This is a genomic window from Enterobacter cloacae complex sp. SHL020 (assembly GCF_049236945.1).
In the GTDB taxonomy this organism is placed as follows: domain Bacteria; phylum Pseudomonadota; class Gammaproteobacteria; order Enterobacterales; family Enterobacteriaceae; genus Enterobacter; species Enterobacter dykesii.
Genome location: NZ_JBMKJF010000008.1, coordinates 1 through 21,013, shown reverse-complemented (window position 1 = coordinate 21,013; position 21,013 = coordinate 1). Strand labels below are relative to the sequence as shown.

Here is a 21,013-nt window from a genome sequence, read left to right as displayed (position 1 = left end):
AATACGGGCATTTGTGACAAGATTAGGAGGATAAGCCAGGATTTTTGCTGTCAGATGAACGATTATTCAGAGTATCGTCGAGCTTTTTGTGATCCAGCTCTTTCACCCATTTCGCCACCACCACCGTTGCCACGCCGTTACCCACCAGATTGGTTAACGCACGCGCCTCTGACATGAAGCGGTCGATACCGAGAATCAACGCCAGACCCGCCACCGGCAGGTGACCCACAGCGGAAATGGTAGCAGCCAGCACGATAAAGCCACTGCCCGTCACGCCTGCCGCGCCTTTAGAGGAGAGTAGGAGCACCACCAGCAGCGTAATCTGGTGGAAAATATCCATATGGCTGTTAGTCGCCTGAGCGATAAACACGGCCGCCATCGTCAGGTATATCGAGGTGCCGTCCAGGTTGAAGGAGTAGCCGGTCGGGATCACCAGCCCGACCACCGACTTACGGCACCCCAGCTTTTCCATCTTGTCGAGCATACGCGGCAGCGCCGATTCTGAAGAGGATGTCCCCAGAACGATCAGCAGCTCTTCGCGGATGTAACGGATAAATTTGAAGATGTTGAAACCCGTCGCGCGGGCGATGGAGCCCAGCACCACCACCACGAAAAGGATACAGGTGATATAGAAGCAAATAATCAGCTGACCCAGCTGCACCAGCGTACCGACGCCATACTTACCGATGGTGAAAGCCATCGCACCGAAAGCACCTATCGGCGCCAGGCGCATGATCATATTGATGATACCGAAAATCACCTGCGAGAAGCTTTCGATCACATTAAAGATAAGCTGGCCTTTGCTGCCCAGACGGTGCAGAGCAAAGCCAAACATCACGGCGAACAGCAGCACCTGGAGGATGTTACCGCTGGCGAAGGCGCCAATCACGCTGCCCGGTATCACGTCCAGCAGGAAGGCCACCACGCCCTGATCCTTCGCCTGCTCGGCATACACCGCGACCGCTTTGGCATCCAGCGTTGACGGGTCTACGTTCATCCCCGCGCCCGGCTGCACCACGTTGACGATGATCAGACCGATAATCAGCGCAAGGGTACTGACCACTTCAAAATAGAGAAGCGCCACTGCACCGGTACGGCCGACCGCCTTCATGCTTTCCATGCCAGCGATGCCCGTCACGACGGTACAGAAGATCACCGGCGCGATGACCATTTTGATGAGCTTAACGAACGCGTCGCCAAGCGGTTTCATTTGCGCGCCCAGCTCAGGGTAATAGTGACCCAGCAGAATACCGATGGCGATGGCTGTCAGGACCTGGAAATAAAGACTTTTGAAGAGTGAGGTTTTCATAAGGTGTCCTTGGGAAGAAAAACCACAGGCTTTGTAAGGTTATGGTTAACCTGCGGCTTTAAAATAACACCCACATAACAGGACAGAAATAAACTCAGTTCAAATTTGAAACACAAATGTTAAGAACTTTGAGCTGGCTCGCACAAGCCAGCAACAAAATTACACTTTTGCGTTATTGTCAGCACCAGAAAGGTATCGTTCTTCAAAGACATCCGACGGAACGGCAGGGGCAAAAAGGAAGCCTTGTCCGCTCTCCACGCCCGCCTCTGCCAGCCAGGCGCATTGCGCTTCGGTTTCAATCCCCTCGGCAATAAGATGCAGGTTGAGGCTGCGCGCCATCTGGATAATCGCCTGCACCATGCTGCTGTCGCCCGGCAGACCGTCGACAAACGCTTTGTCAATTTTGAGCACATCCACCGGAAGGGTTTTCATGTGCTGAAGCTGACGCAGCCCGGCGTATCCCATGCCGAAATCGTCCAGAGCAATGCGGATGCCGGCATTACGCAGCGGTTTCAGGATCGCGACCGCCTGATTGGGGTCGTCGATGCGTCGGCTCTCCGTCACTTCGAGAGTTAACGTATCAGGCTTGATTCGGTAACGATGGATCAGCTCCAGCATCTCTGAAACCATGGTTGGGTGCATCAGCTGCAGGGCAGACAAATTGACTGACAGCGGCAGCGTCACGCCGCGCTCCTGCCAGGCGGCAAGCTGACGGCAGGACTCCTCCAGAACCCAGTAGCCGACGGTAACCATCAGCCCGCAGGACTCAATGCGCTCAATCAGCCCCTCCGGCAGCTCCCATGAACCATCCGGCTGCTGCACGCGCAGCAGTGCCTCGGCGCTTTTCACTTCTCCCGTCAGCAAATTCACCTGCGGCTGTAGCCAGAGGGCAAACTGGCGGTTATCCAGCGCGGTCAGGATGTCGCTCTCTTCCGTCAGGCGCTGCTGCGCCTTTTCCATCTCTTCCGGCGCGAAGAACTGGATCTGATTTTTGCCTTTGCGCCGGGCGGTGAACGCCGCCGAGAACGCGCGATGATAAAGCTGCTCTGCCGTTAAATCGCCATAGTACATCGCAATACCGATACTGGCGCTTGGACGAAGCTGGATACCCTGAATGGGCAACCGCTCATTAATGACAGTGAGTACTTGCTGACCTAACGTGATCGCATGCCAGGGTTCTTTTACGCCGTTGGCAATTACCACCAGGTCGTAACCGCTGACCTGAGTCAGCACCATGCGCGGGGCAAGGACAGATTTGATCTTTTCCACCAGGGTGAGCAGCAGCATTTCGCGCTGGCTCTCCTTGAGCACGCCAGCCGTGTCCTGCAGGGTTTCGCAGGCGATAACCATCAGCGCCGTGGTTTGCTGGCGCTCAACGGTTTGCTCCAGCATCGCCATCAGGAAGGCTTTATTGGGAAGCTCCGATACCGGGAAGCGCGTGGCGCTGTTGTTTAACTCATCCTGCTGGCGCTGGATGCGCTGCTGGTTGAGGTTGTAGCTGCGCACCAGCATGCCTATCTCATCGTCATGATGCAGACGCGGGAGCTCAAGCTGATGCCCCATCTGATCCTGCGGCGCAAGCGCATTCAGCTCGCGGGCGATACGGCGCAGCGGATGAACAATCAGCCGGTTAATGCACCAGGTGAGCGCCACGCTGAGAATAAGCGTCATAAGTAAGCAAGTGGTCACTAACGTAACCACCCAACTCATGACGAATTTATACATGCGGTAGGAGTCCGCCTGTAATACCAGATAGGCCAGCGGCTGCGGATTGGCAGGGCGTTCAAGCGAATAAACGGGCAGCGAAATCTGCACCGGCAGTTCAAACAGGCGCATCACCATCATCGGGACGGGACGCTCCGGGATAAAGCTCATCCGCAGCGCCTGAAACTGGTTGGGCAAGACGACGTCGGCGCGGCTAACGACGCCGGCAGGCTGAATGCGTTTTAAAATGGTTTCCGCTTCGGGAATATCCCCTTTCAGGATAGAGGCAGAGAGCGGGCCGCGCACCGAGCGCGCGATACTTTCTAACTGCGAAGCCGTGTTATAGCGATTCTGCTGTACGGAATGAAACAGCAAAATTACGCAGAAGAGCAGTACAAACAGCATGGTGACGGCAGAAACCATCGCCATCTGTTTGATTGTTAAGGAACGGCTGACACGCAAAATGACTCTCCACAAAACTCGAAGCGCAGGGCGCGCCAGGGTGTAAACCTGGCGCGCCTGAGTATACCCGATTGCCGCGCTATTAAGAGAGACTTACAAATGGATTAAGGAAAATCCGATTACCAGTCCGCGTAAGGGATGAGCGGCTGCGGCGGTAAGTCCATATCGCCCTGCCAGCCTGCAGCAGAGTAACGCACATAGATCAGCGCATGGCTTGGGGTATAGTCTTTCGCTTCCTGAATATCCACGCCCATGCCTACAAACCAGTTGGACGTGACGCGGCGTTCGATAATGGCTCGCGCGGTATAACCCGTGCCTGAGGAACTGCTGCCGGTTTCCATCGCGCCCCGGTCGGTATAGCGGTCTGGCTCATCGGTCGGGATCAGATTCTGAATCGGGTAGCGCAGCTCGTCTTTGGTTTTGGAATGAGACCAGGAGACCGAGCCACCCAGCTCCCAGGACCAGTTCTCCGTGCGTTTACGCCAGGTTACCGGCAGTGCGAAGGAGACATACTCCTGCGGGCTGTAGTAGCCGCCCTGACCCAGGGTATAACCGCTCAGGTCTTTGTCGTAGTGCCAGAGCATATTGGAAACGCCGACCGTCAGGCGCTCATTGTTTTTATTAATGAGCTTGTAGTAGTAACCCGTCATCCAGCGGACGCGCCAGTTATCTTCCACATTTTTACCCGTCAGCGTTTCCGCGTTCAGGCTTGACCAGACGCCGTTCGCTTCCCCTTTGTCATAGCTCATGCTTACGCCGCCACCGGTGGCACGTACGCCGCCCCAGGTGGTGCCGGTGTTAGTATCTTTTTGCCCGGCGAACGCCAGCAGGGAGCTGGAGATTGGGCGGCGATGGGCGTTAACGGTATAGCCGATGGGGCCCAGATCGCTGCTGTAGCTGATACCGCCCACCACGTCGACGACGTCAAAGCCCATCGGCGTAGTGCCAATATCCATCGCCCAGGTTTTATTCTGCCAGCCGACGGCGACGCTTGCGCCATTGCCGGACTGATGGGTGTTGCCGCTACACGGCGTTTCGTAGCAGGTCCCCCATTTTGGATCGTAAGTCCCGTTATTGTTATCAAATGAACCGGCGTCCATGTTGACCAGATCGCTTCTGAAGAACATGCGCCCGTCAGAGAGCGGGGCATCCACCTGCAGCATAGTGGTATGCGCTTTCAGGTCAGAATAGCCGCCCGTGCCGCTGGAGCCCCAGTAGTCGTGCTGCAGCGTGACATTAACATCCTGCTGACGGTACAAGTCACCGGCATCACTGCGCACGCCGCGCTTCAGCCAGTCGTCCTTTTCATCGTTACGCGTCAGGCGGGTGAAACTGTCGTTGTCGGCCGGACGCGTCGTGGTGATGCCCGTCGACACCATCGCGTCTTTATAGGTTTCCAGGGCCTGCTGAGGCTGACCGTTTTGCGCCTGGAAACGCGCGGCATCACGTAACACCAGCGCGTTTTCCATGGAGCCGGGCTGCGATTTAGCCTGCGGAATGATGTTGTTGAAGGTCTGTTCTGCGGCAGCGGAATCGCCCAGACCTGCCTGCGCCATCGCGATCCGGCGCTGCATGTTGAGCGACAGCGGCTGGCCGTTTTGCGCGGCGGGCAATTTCGCCAGCTCTGCGCGCGCAGCGTCTTTGTCGCCTTGTGCACTGTAGATTTCGGTCAGGCCGAGGATCGCGTCTTCGTTCTGCGGCTCACGCTGCAGGACAGCGCTGTACGTCGTTTTCGCCGACGCCAGATCGCCACGCTGCTGCGCCCAGTCCGCCAGCGTGAGGTCAATACGGGTGGAGGTCGGCTGCTGACGCAGAAGGTTTTCCGCCTCCTGCTCTTTGCCGCTGTCGCGCAGACGGTTGGCGGTTTCCAGCACCTGGTTGCTTTGCAGGCGGTCGGCAAGCTCCTGAATATTGCCGTTCCACTGGCTGCGCGGCAGCGTGTCCAGATGCGCCAGCGCGGCGCGGTCCTGATCGTTGCCGGAAAGATAGAGCCCGTTGGCGTACACCTGATCCGGGTCGGACGGTTTCTGGCTGGCAAGCTGACGCATCAGGGTATCCGCCTGGCTGCGCTGACCCGCGCTGTAGAGATCGCGCGAGAGACGATAGGTTATCCACACGTCGCCGGGAGAGAGCGCCAGACGACGCCGCTGGATCTCTGCCGCCTGGGCGTATTTCCCCTCATTCTCCAGCTGTTCGGCCTGAGCGGAGAGCTGCTCGTTGGTCAGGCTGCGTTCAATATCATCAATGCTCCGGCGCTGGCTGGCGGAGAGAGACTGGATAAACTGCGAGGCCTTCTCCGGGGACTGCGCGCGATAAATATTGGCCAGGCCGCGGACCGCATTGCTGTTGCCGCTGTCCATACGCAGCGCCTGGCGATAGTAACGTTCCGCCGCGTCGTTATCTTTACGCGCCGCGGCGGCATCGCCCAGCCCCAGCACGGCATAACTGTCGGTATTGTCGATACTGCGCGCCTGCTGATAGTAACGCTCCGCCTGCGCAGGGTTATTCGCCTTCAGGGCCGCATCGCCCTGCTGGATCAGCAGCCAGTAGCGGTTAACCTTGAGCAAACTGTCCCATTTACCCCGGTTATCGCTCTGGGGATCGAGGGCAATCGCCTTTTCAAACTGCGCCACCGCGCGGGCGCGGTCGCCTTTCTGGGAATAAGCCTGGCCGAGGGCACCCACCGCTTCACTGTCGGCATGGTTGGCGCTGACGGCTTTTTGCAGCTCCGCCACCGCCTTACTCCCCTGCCCGGCATCCACCGCCGCCAGCCCTTCCGCTTTCGCGCGGAACGCCGGGTCAGCGAGCTGTTTTTGCTGTTCTTCGAGCTGGGCACGCGCCGCCGCGACGCTATCCCCGTCACTGAATACGCTCAGGTATTTTTGCAGCGCGCTAACGCTGGCGCTGCTGGCAGGCTGGCCTTTGATTTGGTCATACCACATATCAGACGCCTGGCTGCGCCCGTTGGTCGATTTAGCCATCTCCTGCAATACCGCAAAGCCTTCATCACGGCGTCCGCTCTGGAACAAAAGCTGGGACAGCGTTGCCTGCAGCTGCGTATTTCCGGGGCTGCTGGTATTTATTTTCTTGAGCTGGCTAATGGCTGCATTCCGGCGAGCGGGGTCTTTCGCTACGACGTTCCAGTATTCCGTCGCCACGTCGCCGCCCGGCGGGTTGCCGTCAAACAGCTTGTCATAGGCTGCAATCGCCTCCTGCGTGTGTCCCGTGGTGGCGAGCAATCGCGCCTGCTGGAGCTGCTGGCGGCCATCCGGAGTAGAAAGCAGCATCGTGTTGCGTGATGACTGGTACGCACTTGAGCCCGGCGCGATCCCTTTCAGACGATCCAGCTCTTTTTGCGCACCGGCGTTATCGCCCTGGCGCAGCAGATAGCGAAAGCGTGCGGCAATGACGTCAGGGTTGTTCGGGTCAATCAGCTCCAGACGATAAAGCGACTGACGAACCAAATCCTCACGCTGTGTCGATTCGCCCAGCCGAACCTGTTCCAGCAGCTGTTTCTGCTGCGGAGAGTTGGCGGCCTGGGCCCACGGCATAAGCGCCAGGCCAAGCGATAAAGTGAGTAGATTTATTGTGAACTTGCGCATTCCTGGCCCCAATCCGGTATTAATTCACCTTTTGCGGTGAAGCGAAAACGATGCTGATCCCATCCTTGCCCAAAGAGAGTCAGCACGTAGCTGTAATAGGCATTGTTATCGGGAAAATGGTCCGCAACGCGCTGGCGCTGAACCGCCTGGGCATCACGTTGTTGTAAAAACGGCAGCATGGCGGCAGAGAACCCGACCGGGCCATTCCCGGTGCGTTTACCCGTCGCCACATCCACTTTCTCCGGCGGCACACCCCGTTTCATTGTCTTTGCCGCCATCGGCTGGAAGCGCGTCAGCAGCCGGGCTTTCTGAGGATCTTTATCACTCATCATTCCCACCCAGAGATAAACGCGGATGGCGTCGTAGCCGCCCACCAGCGATTTATCCTGCTGTAACCGCCAGCCTTTGTTTTTCTGATACTGCACCCAGTCCGGCGAAAACCCTTTCGGCGCGCTCTCCAGCAGCAGACGCTGATTGGTTTCATGAAGCTGGGTCCACGGGGGACCAAAGCGCGTGAAATAACTCGCTAGCTGCGGAGGAAGATAGCTGGGGTTAAAACGCCAGACGTTTTCATCGGCAAAGCCGACTTTACCGGGGAGCAGCATTGCGCCGAGCCCCGGCACCTTCACCACTTCCTCACTGACAATGCGTTTCAGCAGTGCCTTACCCGTGCGGGTATAGTCCGGATGTTTCCACAACCGGCCCGCTTCGAGCAGAGACCAGGCGATCCAGACATCGGCGTCAGAGGCGGAGTTGGTATCAATCACCGCCCACGTCTCTTTATCTTTCTGGCCCCATAGCCAGGCGGGCAGATGGTCGTTGAGATTGCCGCTGGCAAGATTATCGCGCGTCCAGGTCAGCAGCTGGTCAAACGCGCTGCGATCGTTCGCCGCAAGGGCAAAGAACAGGGCGTAGCTTTGCCCCTCCGAGGTCGTAATTTTGCGCGTGTCGCTGGGATCAACGACACGCCCGCCCTCGCTGATGTAATCCTTTTTAAACTGCTCCCAGGCAGGCCAGGTACAGGCGGCGCGAAGAGGAAGCGCCGCCAGCATCACTGCTGCTAATACACACCAGCGAAAGGCTTTCATCACATCTTACTCATCCGGGTTCAGACGACGACGGCTGATGATTCGCAGCAGACGCCACAGCACCCATGCCAGCAAGACCACGCTGACCGCCGCCAGGATGGCGAGCAGAACCGGATGGTTAGCCAGCGCATACCACAGGCGTTCGAACCACGGCAGATGGCCCACGTAGTACACGTCGCCCACGCGCAGGCTATTGACGCCGGACTCACGGATCACCGACACGGAGCCAAACATCGCGGCACGTTTACCGCTGTCGTTCATGGCCGTATTGAGCAGTTCATACCCGCGCGGGCTGTCCGCCAGGAGCGCCACCACGCTACGCTGTTCGTTGTAAGGCGACTGGAAGCCCACCACCGCGGCCATTGCCCCCTGAGACGTTACCGTCGTCTGCGCGCTGGCCTGACGGTCATTCACATCCGGCATAATGCTCGGGAACTCGGTCTGGCGCAGCGGCGTGTTAACCCAGGACTGGGCCGCTTTCACCAGCAGATCGATGCGTTTGTCATCCTTCAGCTTATCCGGAATGGTACCGATCACCATGATGTCCGCGTCTTTGTTCTGAATCTGGCTGCCATCGTCCGTCAACGTGACGTTAATCGCCGGTAATCCCGTCTGTCCTCCAACGGTCGCCATGGTATCCAGCAGGGTCGTTACCTGCCCTTCAGTTGGCGCTTTTGGCATTACTACGATGGACTCAGAAAGATCGGCCATGCGGCTGAACGGGAAGCCCGCGTTAGCAAAAGCGCGCAGATCCGGCATCGCCAGGAAGTGATAGTACTTCGAGAAGTCGATGGTCGACTCATCGCCAATCACAACGTGGTTCTGTACGGGCTGGAAGGTGATGCAGTTTTCCGCAGAACCGCCAGGCATCGGGTTCATGTACTGGAAGTCAAAGCGCAGCTGGTTTATCGCGCCGAGCTTCAGTGCCGGGATGGAGACATCCGTTTTACCGTCCAGCAGCCCCTGCAACACCGGCAGGCGAAGCATCAGGCGGTTAGTATCCTGCGTGCTTTGCAGGCTGAACGATTGCAGGAACTGGTTGTTCAGGCTGATATCCATGCGCGAGCTGTCTTTGGTCGCTGGCGCGGTATAGCGGTAGTTCAGATTGATATCAATGCCGTTGGTGCGCAGCAGATACAGATCCGGCGGCAGATTCAGTGACAGGCTAATCGGCGCTGGCTCAAGCCCCGTCGCCTGCAGCTGTTCTTCATAGGTTTTCAGCTCGCCAAAGGTTACCGCACGGTCGGTACGCACCCAGTTTGGCGCATCATAAGGTTTACGCGCCAGCAGCGGTTTCACCTCATCCACCACCACGCTGTTGCCGCGGAACAGGACGTTGCCCTGGGCAATGGCTTTTGCGGCCTGCACCAGATCTTTATCGTCGCGGCCAAAGACCACCAGCAGCTTCACGTACGGGTTTTCCGGGTGGCTTATCATCTCAACGGTTGGCGCTTTGACGTCCGGATGATCGCGCAGGAAGGCCGGGCGTTTCGCGTTGGTCGCAAACACAATGGCATTTCTGTCCGGCAGTTTGTCATACATCGCCGGGAAGCTCTGTCCACGCCAGCCAGCACGTGAACCAAACCAGGACGCCACAATGGTGGCCGCCAGCTGCTCGGTCACGTCCGGGGATGATGCAAACACCATCGGCAGCGTGAGCGGACGGTTATCACGCGGATCGAAGAACGGAACCGGGAATGCCGAGAGATCGTTTTTCAGCGCCAGCGACTGGTAGGTCATCTGCAGCGAGGAGTTACGCCCGACGTCCATCCACAGCGTGTTGCTGGCCGGGTTTTCGCAGACATCGCGGTAGTGACCGACAAATTCCAGACGGATACGGTTAAAGTCGGTGATGAACAGCGGGTTAATCGGCACCTGCGCCTGGGTTTTCTTGCCCAGCTGCTCTTTGGTGACTGGCAGTACGTCCATCAGCTCGTCATTCAGGTAAACCTTCAGCTGAGACTGTGTCGGCAGCAGGGACGGCGACGGCGTGTATTCAAGGTTCAGCACCGCATTAGAGACGACCTCATCGCTGCGCATGCCAAACTCAATGCCGCCGTTAGGGTTGATGCCGCGCAGCACCATACTGCCCGGAGGCGGTGCAATTTGCGCGAAGGTCAGCTTCACGTCCCGCGACGGCGCATTGTCCGCAACGACGGGCGCATTCGCCCCCCGGACGCCCGGCATCACCTGCCCGATGACCTGGCCGTCTGCCGGCAGGGTGTTCCCCTCCGTTGGCTGGTTCGGCACGATATTTTCTGTTTGACCAGGTGCCGCGGTGACAACCGGATCGGTTGCCTGCGCGACGACAGGTACCGTTGGCGCAGGCGTTGCCGCTGCGTTACCAGGAGCTGCGTTAGCCATTGTTGCGGGGAGGACATTCATCCCCATTGCCACTGCACATAACCAGGAAAGTTTTGTTTTCATCGCGTTATCATCATTGTTGAGCCATAACCGGGTCCGCCTGCTTCGCCTCATCCCGCTCAGGACGACGAGGAATGAACGACACGACCCAGGAAACCAGCGAAGTAAGTGACCGGAAAATTAATTTCACCGACGACGGGGCGAATTCTGCAAGGTGACGATAGCCACGGAACCCCAGCTTCAGAATATCCAGCAAGCTTTCCAGAGGTTTATCTTCCGGGAAGCTGTCCTGCCAGAGAGCCCACGTATCCGCGCGGGCAAACGTACACTGCACAAAATCGATATGTTGCTTTTTGGTCAACGGCATCAGCTGCAGGCCGACTTCATTGCCCGCCACGCGCACAACCTGCGTCGGGAAGACATACTCCTGCTGGCCGCGCTTAAGCAGCAGGTTAACTTTCTGGCCTTCCAGCACCTTCGCCTGGCCGTTGATTTTGATCCCCAGACCACCGTCAGAGAAGTCGTGCACGGTACAGGAGAAGAGATGGCCATCTTCACGGGCGATCGCCGCAGGCATGCAGATTTCAACGCGATGCGCACGACGGACCTGTTTACTCTCCACCGACACCGCTACCGCGCCGCCGAGGATAATCAGGTTGTAGAAGACCCAGGCCATACTCACAAAGACGGTCAGGATTTCGTTTTCCGGGCCGTAGAAGTAACGCCAGATACCGGCGATGACGCCAACGATATTCAGCAATACCAGGAAGATATACGGACGGGATATCACCCAGTCGACGTACTCCTCTTCCACCAGGCCGCCCTTCGCGGTGACGTTGAATTTCCCTTTGTGCGGGTTAATCAGCGCCACCATCGTCGGCGGCGCGATGTACCAGGCCAGCACCGTTTCGTAGATTTCACTCCAGAAGGAATGGCGATATTTACCCTGTATCTTCGAGTTCGTCAGGCTCGCGTGGATCATGTGCGGCAGAACAAACAGCGCAATCATCAGCGCCGGGGCGTAAATGATATAAGCGTGAAGGAGCAGGAACGCCAGCGGCGCGGTCAGGAAGATCAGCCGCGGGATACCGGATAAGAAGTGGAACATGGCGTTGACGTAGCAGAGACGTTGCGCCAGCTTGAGCCCTTTCCCAATCAGTGGGTTATCGAGACGGAAAATCTGCACCATGCCGCGCGCCCAGCGAATACGCTGACCAATGTGCGCCGACAGAGACTCCGTTGCCAGACCGGCAGCCTGCGGAATACGCATATACGCCGAGGTATAGCCACGACGGTGCAGGCGCAGAGAGGTGTGCGCATCTTCAGTGACCGTTTCGACGGCGATACCGCCAATTTCATCCAGCGGCTTACGGCGGATAACCGCACACGAGCCGCAGAAGAAGGTGGCGTCCCACATGTCGTTTCCGTCCTGCACCAGTCCATAGAACAGGGTGCCTTCGTTCGGGGTCTTACGGAAACGGCCAAGGTTACGTTCAAACGGGTCCGGGGAGAAGAAGTGGTGCGGCGTCTGCATCATCGCCAGCTCTTTCTCCTTCAGGAACCAGCCCATGGTCATCTGCAGGAACGAGCGCGTCGGCACGTGGTCGCAGTCAAAGATCGAGACAAACTCCCCGGTAGCATACTTCAACGCGTTGTTGATGTTCCCGGCCTTAGCGTGTTCATGCGTCGGACGGGCGATGTATTCGACGCCGACCTCCTCCGCGAACTGGCGGAACGCAGGACGGTTGCCGTCATCCAGGATCCAGACCTTGAGCTTGTCTTTCGGCCAGTCGATGCCCAGCGCGGCATAAATGGTGTTTTTCACCACGCTCAGGTCTTCGTTGTAGGTCGGCACGAAGAGATCGACGGTTGGCCACTGGGTCGTGTCCTTTGGCAGCGGAACGGGCTGGCGGTTGAGCGGCCAAATGACCTGGAAATAGCCCAGCACCAGCACGATCCAGGCGTAGGTTTCGGCAAACAGTAGCACCAGACCGCATACCAGGCTGACCGGGTCGTCCCAGTTCAGGGTTGAGGTATAGCGCCACCAGATGTAGCGACAGGAGACGGTCAGCGACAACACGATCAGCATCAGCGCCGAGAAGCGGCCCGGAATACGGCGGACCAACAGCGCCACGCCCCACAGCAGGATCAGGAAGGTGAACTGCGCCAGAGGGTTGAAAGGTTGCGTAATACAGACCAGCGCCAGAATGAGCGAGAACACGACGATCACGCCGAGGATAAAACGCCGCAGGCCCGGATGGAGATGTCCGAGCTCTTTATGGTTATCCAGATGGCTGGTCTTATCGCTGACGCTGTTGGGCAGTCTGTCCAGCCACTGGTGGTAGCGCTCACGTAACTGCTGAACGCGAGAGAAGCTGCGCCAGTGCGGCGTTATTTTATCTGAGCGGGATGACGTGACCACCAGCCAGATAGCCTGAATGAGATAACGTGCTGGATCTAAAGGACGCGGCCGGTTGGGATTAATGTGCGGATATAGCTCACTGTGCCGGGCACGTATGCGCTGCCAGCGCGGGTGTTCGAGTGGAATAAACATCCAGGCCAGAATCATCCAGAAACAGCCTAGCGCGGCGCTAAATGCCGAAGCACCGTGCCGGCGGAAATGCCGGTAGTGTTCGCTCAAACGCGAACTGACCGGCGGGATGAGTAACCAGCTGGCGAGACGACTCATACATCACTCCCTGCATGCTCCGCCCGGTTGGCGAAGTTCAGCAGACACCAGTTAGCCAGCGTCAGAATCTCTTCTGCCGCCAGTGAATCGCTGCGGTATTCGCCGAGCGGTTGCTTAGACGCAAGGCATTCCGCCATTCCCTCATCACGATGAATGACAATAGGAAGCAGACGACGCTGGCTTTGCAGCCACACCTGATAGAGATCGTCCTGGATCTGGCTGCCAATGCGCAAATCGTTTATCAGAAGGTGAGCGTTCTGAGGCAGCCCCTGCTGATGCAGGCGGATATGGCAGTTCGCATCGACGTTTACGATGGAAAGTATATGATCGCACTGGGCGATAAGTTGTCGAGTCAGCGTGCCGGCGCCGTGCGGCAGATCCAGCAGGATCCATTTGTAATGCCCCTTTTCTTTCAGGGTTTGCAGCGCAAGCGTGAACTGCGAAAACAGGCGCTGATACGCGGCTTCATTCTCGCGTTCCGTGGTGGTCAGTTGACCAAACGGCAGCAGATCGAGCTGGGAGGTATAGCGCATCCCTGCATCCTGCCAGTTTTTATCATCAAGCAGCGCGCGGGCCCAGCCCTCTTCGCGAGAAAAGTCGACGTTAAACGACATACGCAACAAATTATCGGCGCAGGCGTCAATAACCAGCACCGATTCACCTAAAAGCTGTAATGACCACGCCAGCGCCGCGGTAACTGATGTGGTACCCACACCGCCACGGACACCCTGTAATCCGAGTATGGCCATCAATGGCTCCCTTATTGTTGATGGGCGAATTCAGCTAATAACGGCCAGCGTTTAATAGCCGCGGCCAACTGTTCCCGCTGGGAAATATCGGTGTAATCTATTTCAGGTAAAGAAAAGGCCTGCGTCAGCGCCAGAAAATCGTTTTGGAATGTGTAACCCAGAGTCGAGTCGACTGGGGTTCCAGGTTCGTTATTATCCATTCTTTTTCCATCCCTTTTAAGGAAAATCGCACGCTAAAGAAGTTGCGGGGCTTCCTGCCCTGACAAATTTCATTTACATGCTAAATCTGATGTTCTTTAATTTCAATGTTAGGTTTATTTCTACGCTTTCGCTAGTAAACTGAGATACAGATAAATTAGACGAAAAGAGGGACACCGTGGACTCCATATTTTCTATTGGCATCCAGTCATTATGGGACGAATTGAGCCACATGCCAGTCGGAGGAGTCTGGTGGATTAATACGGACCGTAATGAAGATGCTATCAGTCTTGTAAACCAGACAATTGCTGCTCAGGATAAGGATTCCCGCGTGGCCGTCATTAGCATGGGCGAAGAGCCGAAGAACATTATCACGCTTGAAAGTGACCGCGGCCCCCAGACGGTGCGATTATTTTCCATGACATCGGAAGCCGATAGTCTATACTTTTTGACCCGCGACGTTCAGTGCTCTATTGACCCGGATCACTATTTAGTGATCCTTAAATGTGCAAATAACGTTCTGCAAAATATACCTGCGGAAAAACTGCTGTCGTGGCTGGAAAAAATCAATAAATGGGCAAAATTTCAAAATTGCACGCTTCTGGTCGTCAATCCCGGCAGTAATAATGACAAGCTGTTCTCACTTTTAATGGCCGAATATCGCTCCCTGTTCGGTTTGGCAAGCGTGCGCGACCAGGTGGGCAGCTATCTCTACGATATTGCATTCTGGTGTAATGAAAAAGGCGTGAGCGCCAGGCAACAGCTTACGCTGAAACATATCGAGGGCGAGTGGCACCTGGCGCAGCAGGAAGAAACCGTGGTGCAGCCGCGCAGTGACGAAAAACGCATTCTTAGCCATATCGCGGTTTTAGAGGGGGCGCCCGCCCTGTCGGAAAACTGGACGTTGTTTGATTCTAACGAAGCCCTTTTCCATGAAGCCCGCACAACCCAGGCGGCAACCCTTATTTTCTCGCTGATGCAGAATAACCAGATTGAGACGCTGGCACGACAAATCCACACCTTACGCCGCCAGCGCGGAAGTGCGTTGAAAATCATCGTGCGCGAAAATAATACCAGCCTGCGCGCCACCGATGAGCGCCTGCTTCTGGGCTGCGGCGCCAATATGGTTATTCCCTGGAATGCGCCGTTGTCACGCTGCCTGACGCTTATCGAAAGCGTTCAGGGCCAGCAGTTTAGCCGCCACGTACCGGAAGATATTTCCACGCTGCTCTCCATGACGCAGCCGATGAAGCTGCGCGGGTACCAAAAATGGGATACCTTCTGCGACGCCGTGGGCAACATGATGAACAACACGCTTCTTCCTGCAGACGGAAAAGGGGTCATGGTTGCCCTGCGTCCTGTACCGGGTATTCGCGTTGAACAGGCTCTCACCTTATGTCGCCCGAACCGTACAGGGGACATCATGACCATTGGCGACAATCGCCTGGTGCTGTTTTTGTCCTTCTGCCGGGTAAACGATCTCGATACGGCACTTAACCACATCTTTCCCCTGCCTACCGGGGATATTTTCTCGAACCGTATGATTTGGTTCGAAGATAATACGATTAGCGCGGAGCTGGTGCAGATGCGTGCGCTCCAGCCTGAACAATGGGCCAAACCGCTCACTATCAAGAGCGATGCCAAACCGATCCTCAATGCCAGACATGATGGGCACGTCTGGCGTCGAATTCCGGAACCCCTTCGCTTATTAACAGACAACGCGGAGAACGCATCATCATGAATATCAGCGATATCATTCAACTGGTTATATTCTGTGCGCTGATCTTTTTCCCGCTTGGCTACTATGCGCGCCATTCCATACGCCGTATCCGTGATACGGCCAGAGTGCTGTTTATTAAACCTCGCTATGTAAAACCAGCCGGAACACTGACACGGGCATCACACGTCAAGGCAGACCGAAAACATGACTAATTCTACCTATACCGCTTCGTCACCCTCGCCGCTCTGGCAATACTGGCGCGGCCTTTCCGGCTGGAACTTCTACTTTCTGGTGAAGTTTGGCCTGCTGTGGGCAGGCTATCTGAATTTCCATCCCCTTCTCAACCTCGTGTTTATGGCCTTCCTGCTGATGCCGCTGCCGAATATCAGGCTGCATCGCTTACGCCACTGGGTCGCTGTACCTGTCGGTTTTGCGCTGTTCTGGCATGATACCTGGCTACCGGGGCCAGACAGCATTATGAGCCAGGGGTCGCAGGTGGCGGGCTTCAGTGCAGACTATATGCTTGACCTGACCGAGCGCTTTATTAACTGGCAAATGATTGGCGCGGTATTTGTGCTGCTGGTTGCCTGGCTGTTCCTGTCACAGTGGATCCGCGTTACGGTGTTTGTCGTCGCGATAATGATCTGGCTTAACGTGCTGACGCTGGCTGGGCCAAGCTTTTCGCTGTGGCCTGCCGGTCAACCAACCGCAACGGTGACCACCACCGGGGGTAGCGCGGCGGCAACCGTCACAACGGCAGGCGATACGCCTGTGGTGGGTGATATCCCAACCCAGACCGCACCGCCGACCTCTACCAACCTGAACGCATGGCTCTCCAGTTTCTATACCGCGGAAGACAAGCGACAGACTAAATTCCCGGACGCGCTGCCGGCGGATGCTCAGCCGTTTGAACTGCTGGTGATCAACATCTGCTCTCTCTCCTGGGCCGACGTGGACGCCGCCGGTTTGATGTCTCATCCGCTGTGGTCACACTTCGACATTCAGTTTAAAGATTTCAACTCTGCCACCTCGTACAGCGGCCCGGCGGCGATCCGCCTGCTGCGTGCAAGCTGCGGCCAGACATCGCATAAAAACCTGTATCAACCCGCCGGCAACCAGTGTTATCTGTTCGATAACCTCGCAAAACTGGGCTTTACGCAGCACCTGATGCTGGGGCATAACGGCCAGTTCGGTAACTTCCTGAAAGAGGTGCGCGAACAGGGCGGCATGCAGGCGCCGCTGATGGATCAAACCGGTCTTCCTGTCTCTCTGCTGGGCTTCGACGGTTCGCCCGTTTATGACGATACCGCCGTTCTGCAACGCTGGCTGCAGACCATCGAAAAAGACAGTAATCCGCGCAGCGCGACGTTCTTTAACACCCTGCCGCTCCACGACGGTAACCATTTCCCGGGCGTGAGCAAAACGGCTGATTATAAAGTGCGTGCGCAGAAGTTCTTCGACGAGCTGGACGCGTTCTTCACGGAGCTGGAAAAATCAGGCCGTAAAGTGATGGTGGTTGTGGTACCTGAGCACGGCGGCGCGCTGAAAGGTGACAGAATGCAGGTGTCGGGTCTGCGTGATATCCCAAGCCCGTCCATCACCAACGTGCCTGCAGGCATCAAATTCTTTGGGATGAAGGCACCGCATCAGGGCGCACCGATTGAGATTACGCAGCCAACCAGCTATCTGGCGATCTCGGAGCTGGTTGCCCGCGCCGTTGACGGGAAGCTGTTTGTAGAAGATAGCGTGAACTGGGATCAGCTCACCAGCAACCTGCCGCAAACGGCAGAAGTCTCAGAGAACGCTAACGCGGTCGTCATTCAGTATCAAAACAAACCTTACGTTCGCCTGAACGGCGGGGATTGGGTGCCGTATCCGCAGTAACACGGTATGACGTCCCTCTCCCCATCGGGGAGAGGGACAATCTCGACATTATTGCTGGGCGATCCACACCAGCATTTTCAGACTTGCCGAATAGTAGTCGTCTTGAGAGGTGATTTCGGGTTCACCGGAAGACTGCCCCATCGTAAAATCGCGTACAGCCAGCAGGCCGCCTTCCATCATGTAGGGCGCATATTCGTTGGTCGTGACGTTAACCCAGGCGGGAGTTTGTTCCCGGGAGAACTGTCCGAACCAGGCCTTCCACGGCGTCAGAAGCGGGCTTTGCTTATCAGACCAGGCGACGTACAGCGGAACACGAATCGCGTCATAGCTCATTCGCGGCGGCCAGCCTTTAGCAGGAGCCAGCTTGCCACCTGATGCCAGTGAAACCCAGTCAGTGGGCAGATTCGCTTTACCCGAGCCCATTTTCCCCAGCAGGCGTTTCCCGTCCTTAATCAAATCGCGCCAGACCGGCAAATGACTGCGTCTGGAGAAGGCCTGCCAGGCCGGAAACACGAAATAGGAAGGATTGAGGACCACGTCACCCTCAAGCTTAAACCCCTGGACGCCGGGCAGCATCACGCGGTAACCGGCATAGCGGATCACGCTGTGGTCAATCAGTGCTTTTGTAATTGCATCCGATGCGGCGCCGTAGCGCTTGTCATGCCAGCGGGCGTCGGCTTTCAGCAACGCCCAGGCAATCAGCATATCGCCATCTGCTGCGTTGTTTTTGTCGGCGACAGGGTTAGACTCTGCGGGATTATAGCGCCAGTAAAACAGACCATTTTCTTTGTTCTTCAGCTGACTTTCTGTCCATTGCCAGAGCTTATCGAACGTGGCTTTATCGTCGTTGGCCACCGCCATCAGCATGGCAAAACCCTGACCTTCCGTATGCGACACGCCGCCATTGCCGGTATCAACAATACGGCCTTCCGGTTTGAAAAAGCGGGCCTTGTAACTCTCCCAGGCCCGATCCGCATGAGAGAGAGGCGAGAACAGCAGACTCATCATGACGGCCAGCGTCGCGCACACGGGTTTTCGCATAATTAACTCGATCCGGTTATTCGGCACTTCTCAGTGAAATCTCACCGCCCATCCAGGGTTTGATCACGCCATCCTGCTCCAGGAGCAGCGCGCCCTGTGCGTCAATACCGCGGGAAATTCCGTAGATCTCTTTATCACCAATCAGCAGTTTCACCGGGCGGTTGATAAAGTTATCCAGCTTTTCCCAACGAGACAGGAACGATGCCAGTCCTTCCTGCTCAAAAAGCGTGAGTGAACTGCGCAACTCTTTAATCATACGCACGGCAAGGGTGTTACGATCGATGACGATCCCCGCCTCCTGGAGGTTAGTCCAGGCCTGATTCACCACATCATTTTGTACATTGCGCATCACCATGTTGAGGCCTGCGCCAATGACGATTTGCGCCGCATCGCCCGTTTTTCCCGTCAGTTCGACCAGAATGCCGGCAAGTTTACGATCGTTGAGGTAAAGGTCATTAGGCCACTTAACACGTACTTTATCCGCCCCCAGATCGTGCAGCACTTCCGCCATGACGATGCCGATGACCAGACTCAGGCCAATAGCAGCGGCCGGGCCCTGATCGAGTCGCCAGTACATGGACAAATAGAGGTTAGCGCCAAATGGCGAAAACCATTTGCGACCGCGACGGCCGCGACCGGCCTGTTGATATTCAGCAACGCAGGCATCGCCGGATGTCAGCTCAGGCAGACGATCCAGAAGATACTGGTTCGTCGAATCAATCACCGGCAGCACCGCAACATTGCCGTGTCCGATCTGGCTGCGGATCGCTTCTTCATTCAGCAATTGAATCGGCTCCGGCAGGCTGTAGCCTTTTCCGGGAACCGTGAACACATCAACACCCCAGTCGCGAAGCGTCTGGATATGTTTATTGATAGCAGCACGGCTCATGCCAAGCTGCTCACCCAGCTGCTCGCCAGAATGAAACTCACCGTCAGCAAGGATGCTAATCAGGGTTAAGGGAATGGTATTGTCCTTCACGCGATGGCCTCCACGGCATTAACTTCACCTGTACAGCCAATGAAGCGAACTTCTGGCTCCAGCCAGACGTTAAATTTTTCGCCCACAAGCTGACGAACGTAATGAGCCAGCTGTACAACATCATCGCTGGTCGCATCGCGCTGATTAATCAGCACCAGAGCCTGCTGCTGGTGAACGGCAGCACCGCCTACTGAAGTGCCTTTTAGCTGGCATTGATCGATAAGCCATCCCGCGGCAAGCTTCACGCTGCCATCCGCCTGAGGGTAATGTGGCGCGGCTGGCCATCCTTCAAGAAAGACTTTTGCATTTTCGCTGCTGATAACCGGGTTTTTGAAGAAACTGCCAGCGTTTCCGTTTACTTTTGGATCGGGAAGTTTGGTCATTCGCATATGGCAAACGGAATCAAAAACGTCACGGGCGGTTACGGTAGCCGGATCGAGACGCGTTAAATCCCCGTAGGTCAACACGGGCTGCCAGTTCTTCAACAGGCGCAGACCCACGGCGACAATCACGTAGCGATCCTGATATTCATGTTTGAAGATACTGTCACGATAGCCAAACCGGCACTGTTCCGCCGTTAAACGCTTTGCCGTTCCGGTCGCCAGTTCGATACAGTCGACATATTCGCAGACATGTTTCAGTTCGAGGCCGTAGGCACCGATGTTTTGAATAGGTGACGATCCGGCGCAGCCTGGAATAAGCGCAAGGTTTTCCAGGCCCGGCATCCCTTTTTCGAGGGTGAATTGCACCAGATGATGCCAGTTTTCACCGGCCCCCACGTGCAGGTGCCAGCTATCGGCACGCTCTTCCACATCAATTCCCATGATGCGGTTAACGATCACCGTTCCCGCAAAATCATCGAGAAACAGGACATTACTTCCTTCGCCCAGAATCAGTACGGGTTCGTTTTTTTCTGTTGCGCTTTGCCATGCATCCAGCAGTTGCTGTGCAGTATCGGCACGTACAATTTGTTTAGCATTGCGTTGAATGCCAAAGGTATTCCAGGGCTTAAGGGAGTGGTTCATAGACGCTATCCTGATGCAAAAACGCAGGTAGTTTACCGTATAAGCAGGGCGTTGGGGGATTAGTTTGTGCAGCGTATAAACGCAAAAAGGCCATCCTTTCGGATGGCCTCTTCACTTATTTGATGCCTGGCAGTTCCCTACTCTCACATGGGGAGACCCCACACTACCATCGGCGCTACGGCGTTTCACTTCTGAGTTC

At 56.4% G+C, this 21,013-nt stretch carries 14 protein-coding genes and 1 rRNA gene; 3 read left to right on the top strand and 12 right to left on the bottom strand.

Annotated features, from left to right (window positions below; genetic code table 11):
- Positions 1-22: 22 nt before the first annotated feature.
- The 8 genes from ACOTZB_RS17730 to bcsR form a co-directional block, all read right to left on the bottom strand.
- Positions 23-1,309, bottom strand: a complete 1,287-nt coding sequence (locus ACOTZB_RS17730; protein ID WP_047652950.1) for a dicarboxylate/amino acid:cation symporter — start codon at positions 1,307-1,309, stop codon at positions 23-25.
- 159 nt (positions 1,310-1,468) lie between these two features.
- A complete protein-coding gene (hmsP, locus tag ACOTZB_RS17725; protein WP_421627970.1) occupies positions 1,469-3,475 on the bottom strand; it encodes a biofilm formation regulator HmsP in 2,007 nt (668 codons plus the stop codon).
- Between the two features lie 119 nt (positions 3,476-3,594).
- On the bottom strand, positions 3,595-7,077 hold the full coding sequence (gene bcsC / locus ACOTZB_RS17720; RefSeq protein WP_421627969.1) for a cellulose synthase complex outer membrane protein BcsC: 3,483 nt from the start codon (positions 7,075-7,077) through the stop codon (positions 3,595-3,597).
- Positions 7,059-8,165 carry a cellulose synthase complex periplasmic endoglucanase BcsZ gene (gene bcsZ / locus ACOTZB_RS17715; protein ID WP_421628070.1) on the bottom strand — a complete coding sequence of 369 codons (1,107 nt, stop codon included), beginning with the start codon at positions 8,163-8,165 and terminating at the stop codon, positions 7,059-7,061. The genes bcsC and bcsZ overlap by 19 nt, the downstream gene beginning before the upstream one ends.
- Positions 8,166-8,171: 6 nt before the next feature.
- A complete protein-coding gene (gene bcsB / locus ACOTZB_RS17710; protein WP_048703662.1) occupies positions 8,172-10,592 on the bottom strand; it encodes a cellulose biosynthesis cyclic di-GMP-binding regulatory protein BcsB in 2,421 nt (806 codons plus the stop codon).
- A gap of 10 nt (positions 10,593-10,602) precedes the next feature.
- Positions 10,603-13,218: a UDP-forming cellulose synthase catalytic subunit gene (bcsA, locus tag ACOTZB_RS17705; protein WP_421627967.1), complete on the bottom strand. Its 2,616-nt coding sequence runs from the start codon at positions 13,216-13,218 to the stop codon at positions 10,603-10,605.
- Entirely contained in the window at positions 13,215-13,967 is a 753-nt protein-coding gene (bcsQ, locus tag ACOTZB_RS17700) for a cellulose biosynthesis protein BcsQ (RefSeq protein ID WP_047652955.1), read from the bottom strand. Before bcsQ ends, bcsA begins: the two co-directional genes overlap by 4 nt.
- Positions 13,968-13,978: 11 nt before the next feature.
- Positions 13,979-14,167 (bottom strand): cellulose biosynthesis protein BcsR, encoded by a 189-nt coding sequence (bcsR, locus tag ACOTZB_RS17695; protein ID WP_008503237.1) that lies wholly within the window; start codon positions 14,165-14,167, stop codon positions 13,979-13,981.
- Positions 14,168-14,343: 176 nt separating this feature from the next.
- Here bcsR and bcsE point away from each other — a divergent pair, with 176 nt between their 5' ends.
- From bcsE to bcsG, 3 genes are read left to right on the top strand one after another with little or no spacing between them, the layout of a single operon-like run.
- Positions 14,344-15,906, top strand: coding sequence for a cellulose biosynthesis c-di-GMP-binding protein BcsE (gene bcsE, locus ACOTZB_RS17690; RefSeq protein ID WP_421627964.1), 1,563 nt, complete (start codon positions 14,344-14,346; stop codon positions 15,904-15,906).
- Positions 15,900-16,097: a cellulose biosynthesis protein BcsF gene (gene bcsF / locus ACOTZB_RS17685; RefSeq protein WP_024908822.1), complete on the top strand. Its 198-nt coding sequence runs from the start codon at positions 15,900-15,902 to the stop codon at positions 16,095-16,097. The genes bcsE and bcsF overlap by 7 nt, the downstream gene beginning before the upstream one ends.
- Positions 16,090-17,769 (top strand): cellulose biosynthesis protein BcsG, encoded by a 1,680-nt coding sequence (bcsG, locus tag ACOTZB_RS17680; RefSeq protein WP_421627963.1) that lies wholly within the window; start codon positions 16,090-16,092, stop codon positions 17,767-17,769. The genes bcsF and bcsG overlap by 8 nt, the downstream gene beginning before the upstream one ends.
- 48 nt (positions 17,770-17,817) lie before the next feature.
- Here the strand turns inward: bcsG and ACOTZB_RS17675 are convergent, their stop codons facing one another.
- The 4 genes from ACOTZB_RS17675 to rrf all read right to left on the bottom strand — a co-directional run.
- The gene (locus tag ACOTZB_RS17675; RefSeq protein WP_421627961.1) at positions 17,818-18,810 is read right to left on the bottom strand and encodes a glycosyl hydrolase family 8; all 993 of its coding nucleotides are present in this window, start codon (positions 18,808-18,810) and stop codon (positions 17,818-17,820) included.
- Positions 18,811-18,826: 16 nt separating this feature from the next.
- Positions 18,827-19,789 carry a bifunctional biotin--[acetyl-CoA-carboxylase] ligase/biotin operon repressor BirA gene (birA, locus tag ACOTZB_RS17670; protein WP_126330554.1) on the bottom strand — a complete coding sequence of 321 codons (963 nt, stop codon included), beginning with the start codon at positions 19,787-19,789 and terminating at the stop codon, positions 18,827-18,829.
- Complete coding sequence (gene murB, locus ACOTZB_RS17665; RefSeq protein WP_421627960.1) at positions 19,786-20,814, bottom strand: UDP-N-acetylmuramate dehydrogenase; 1,029 nt, start codon at positions 20,812-20,814, stop codon at positions 19,786-19,788. Before murB ends, birA begins: the two co-directional genes overlap by 4 nt.
- Before the next feature lie 124 nt (positions 20,815-20,938).
- Positions 20,939-21,013, bottom strand: a 5S ribosomal RNA gene (gene rrf, locus ACOTZB_RS17660); the annotation flags it as partial.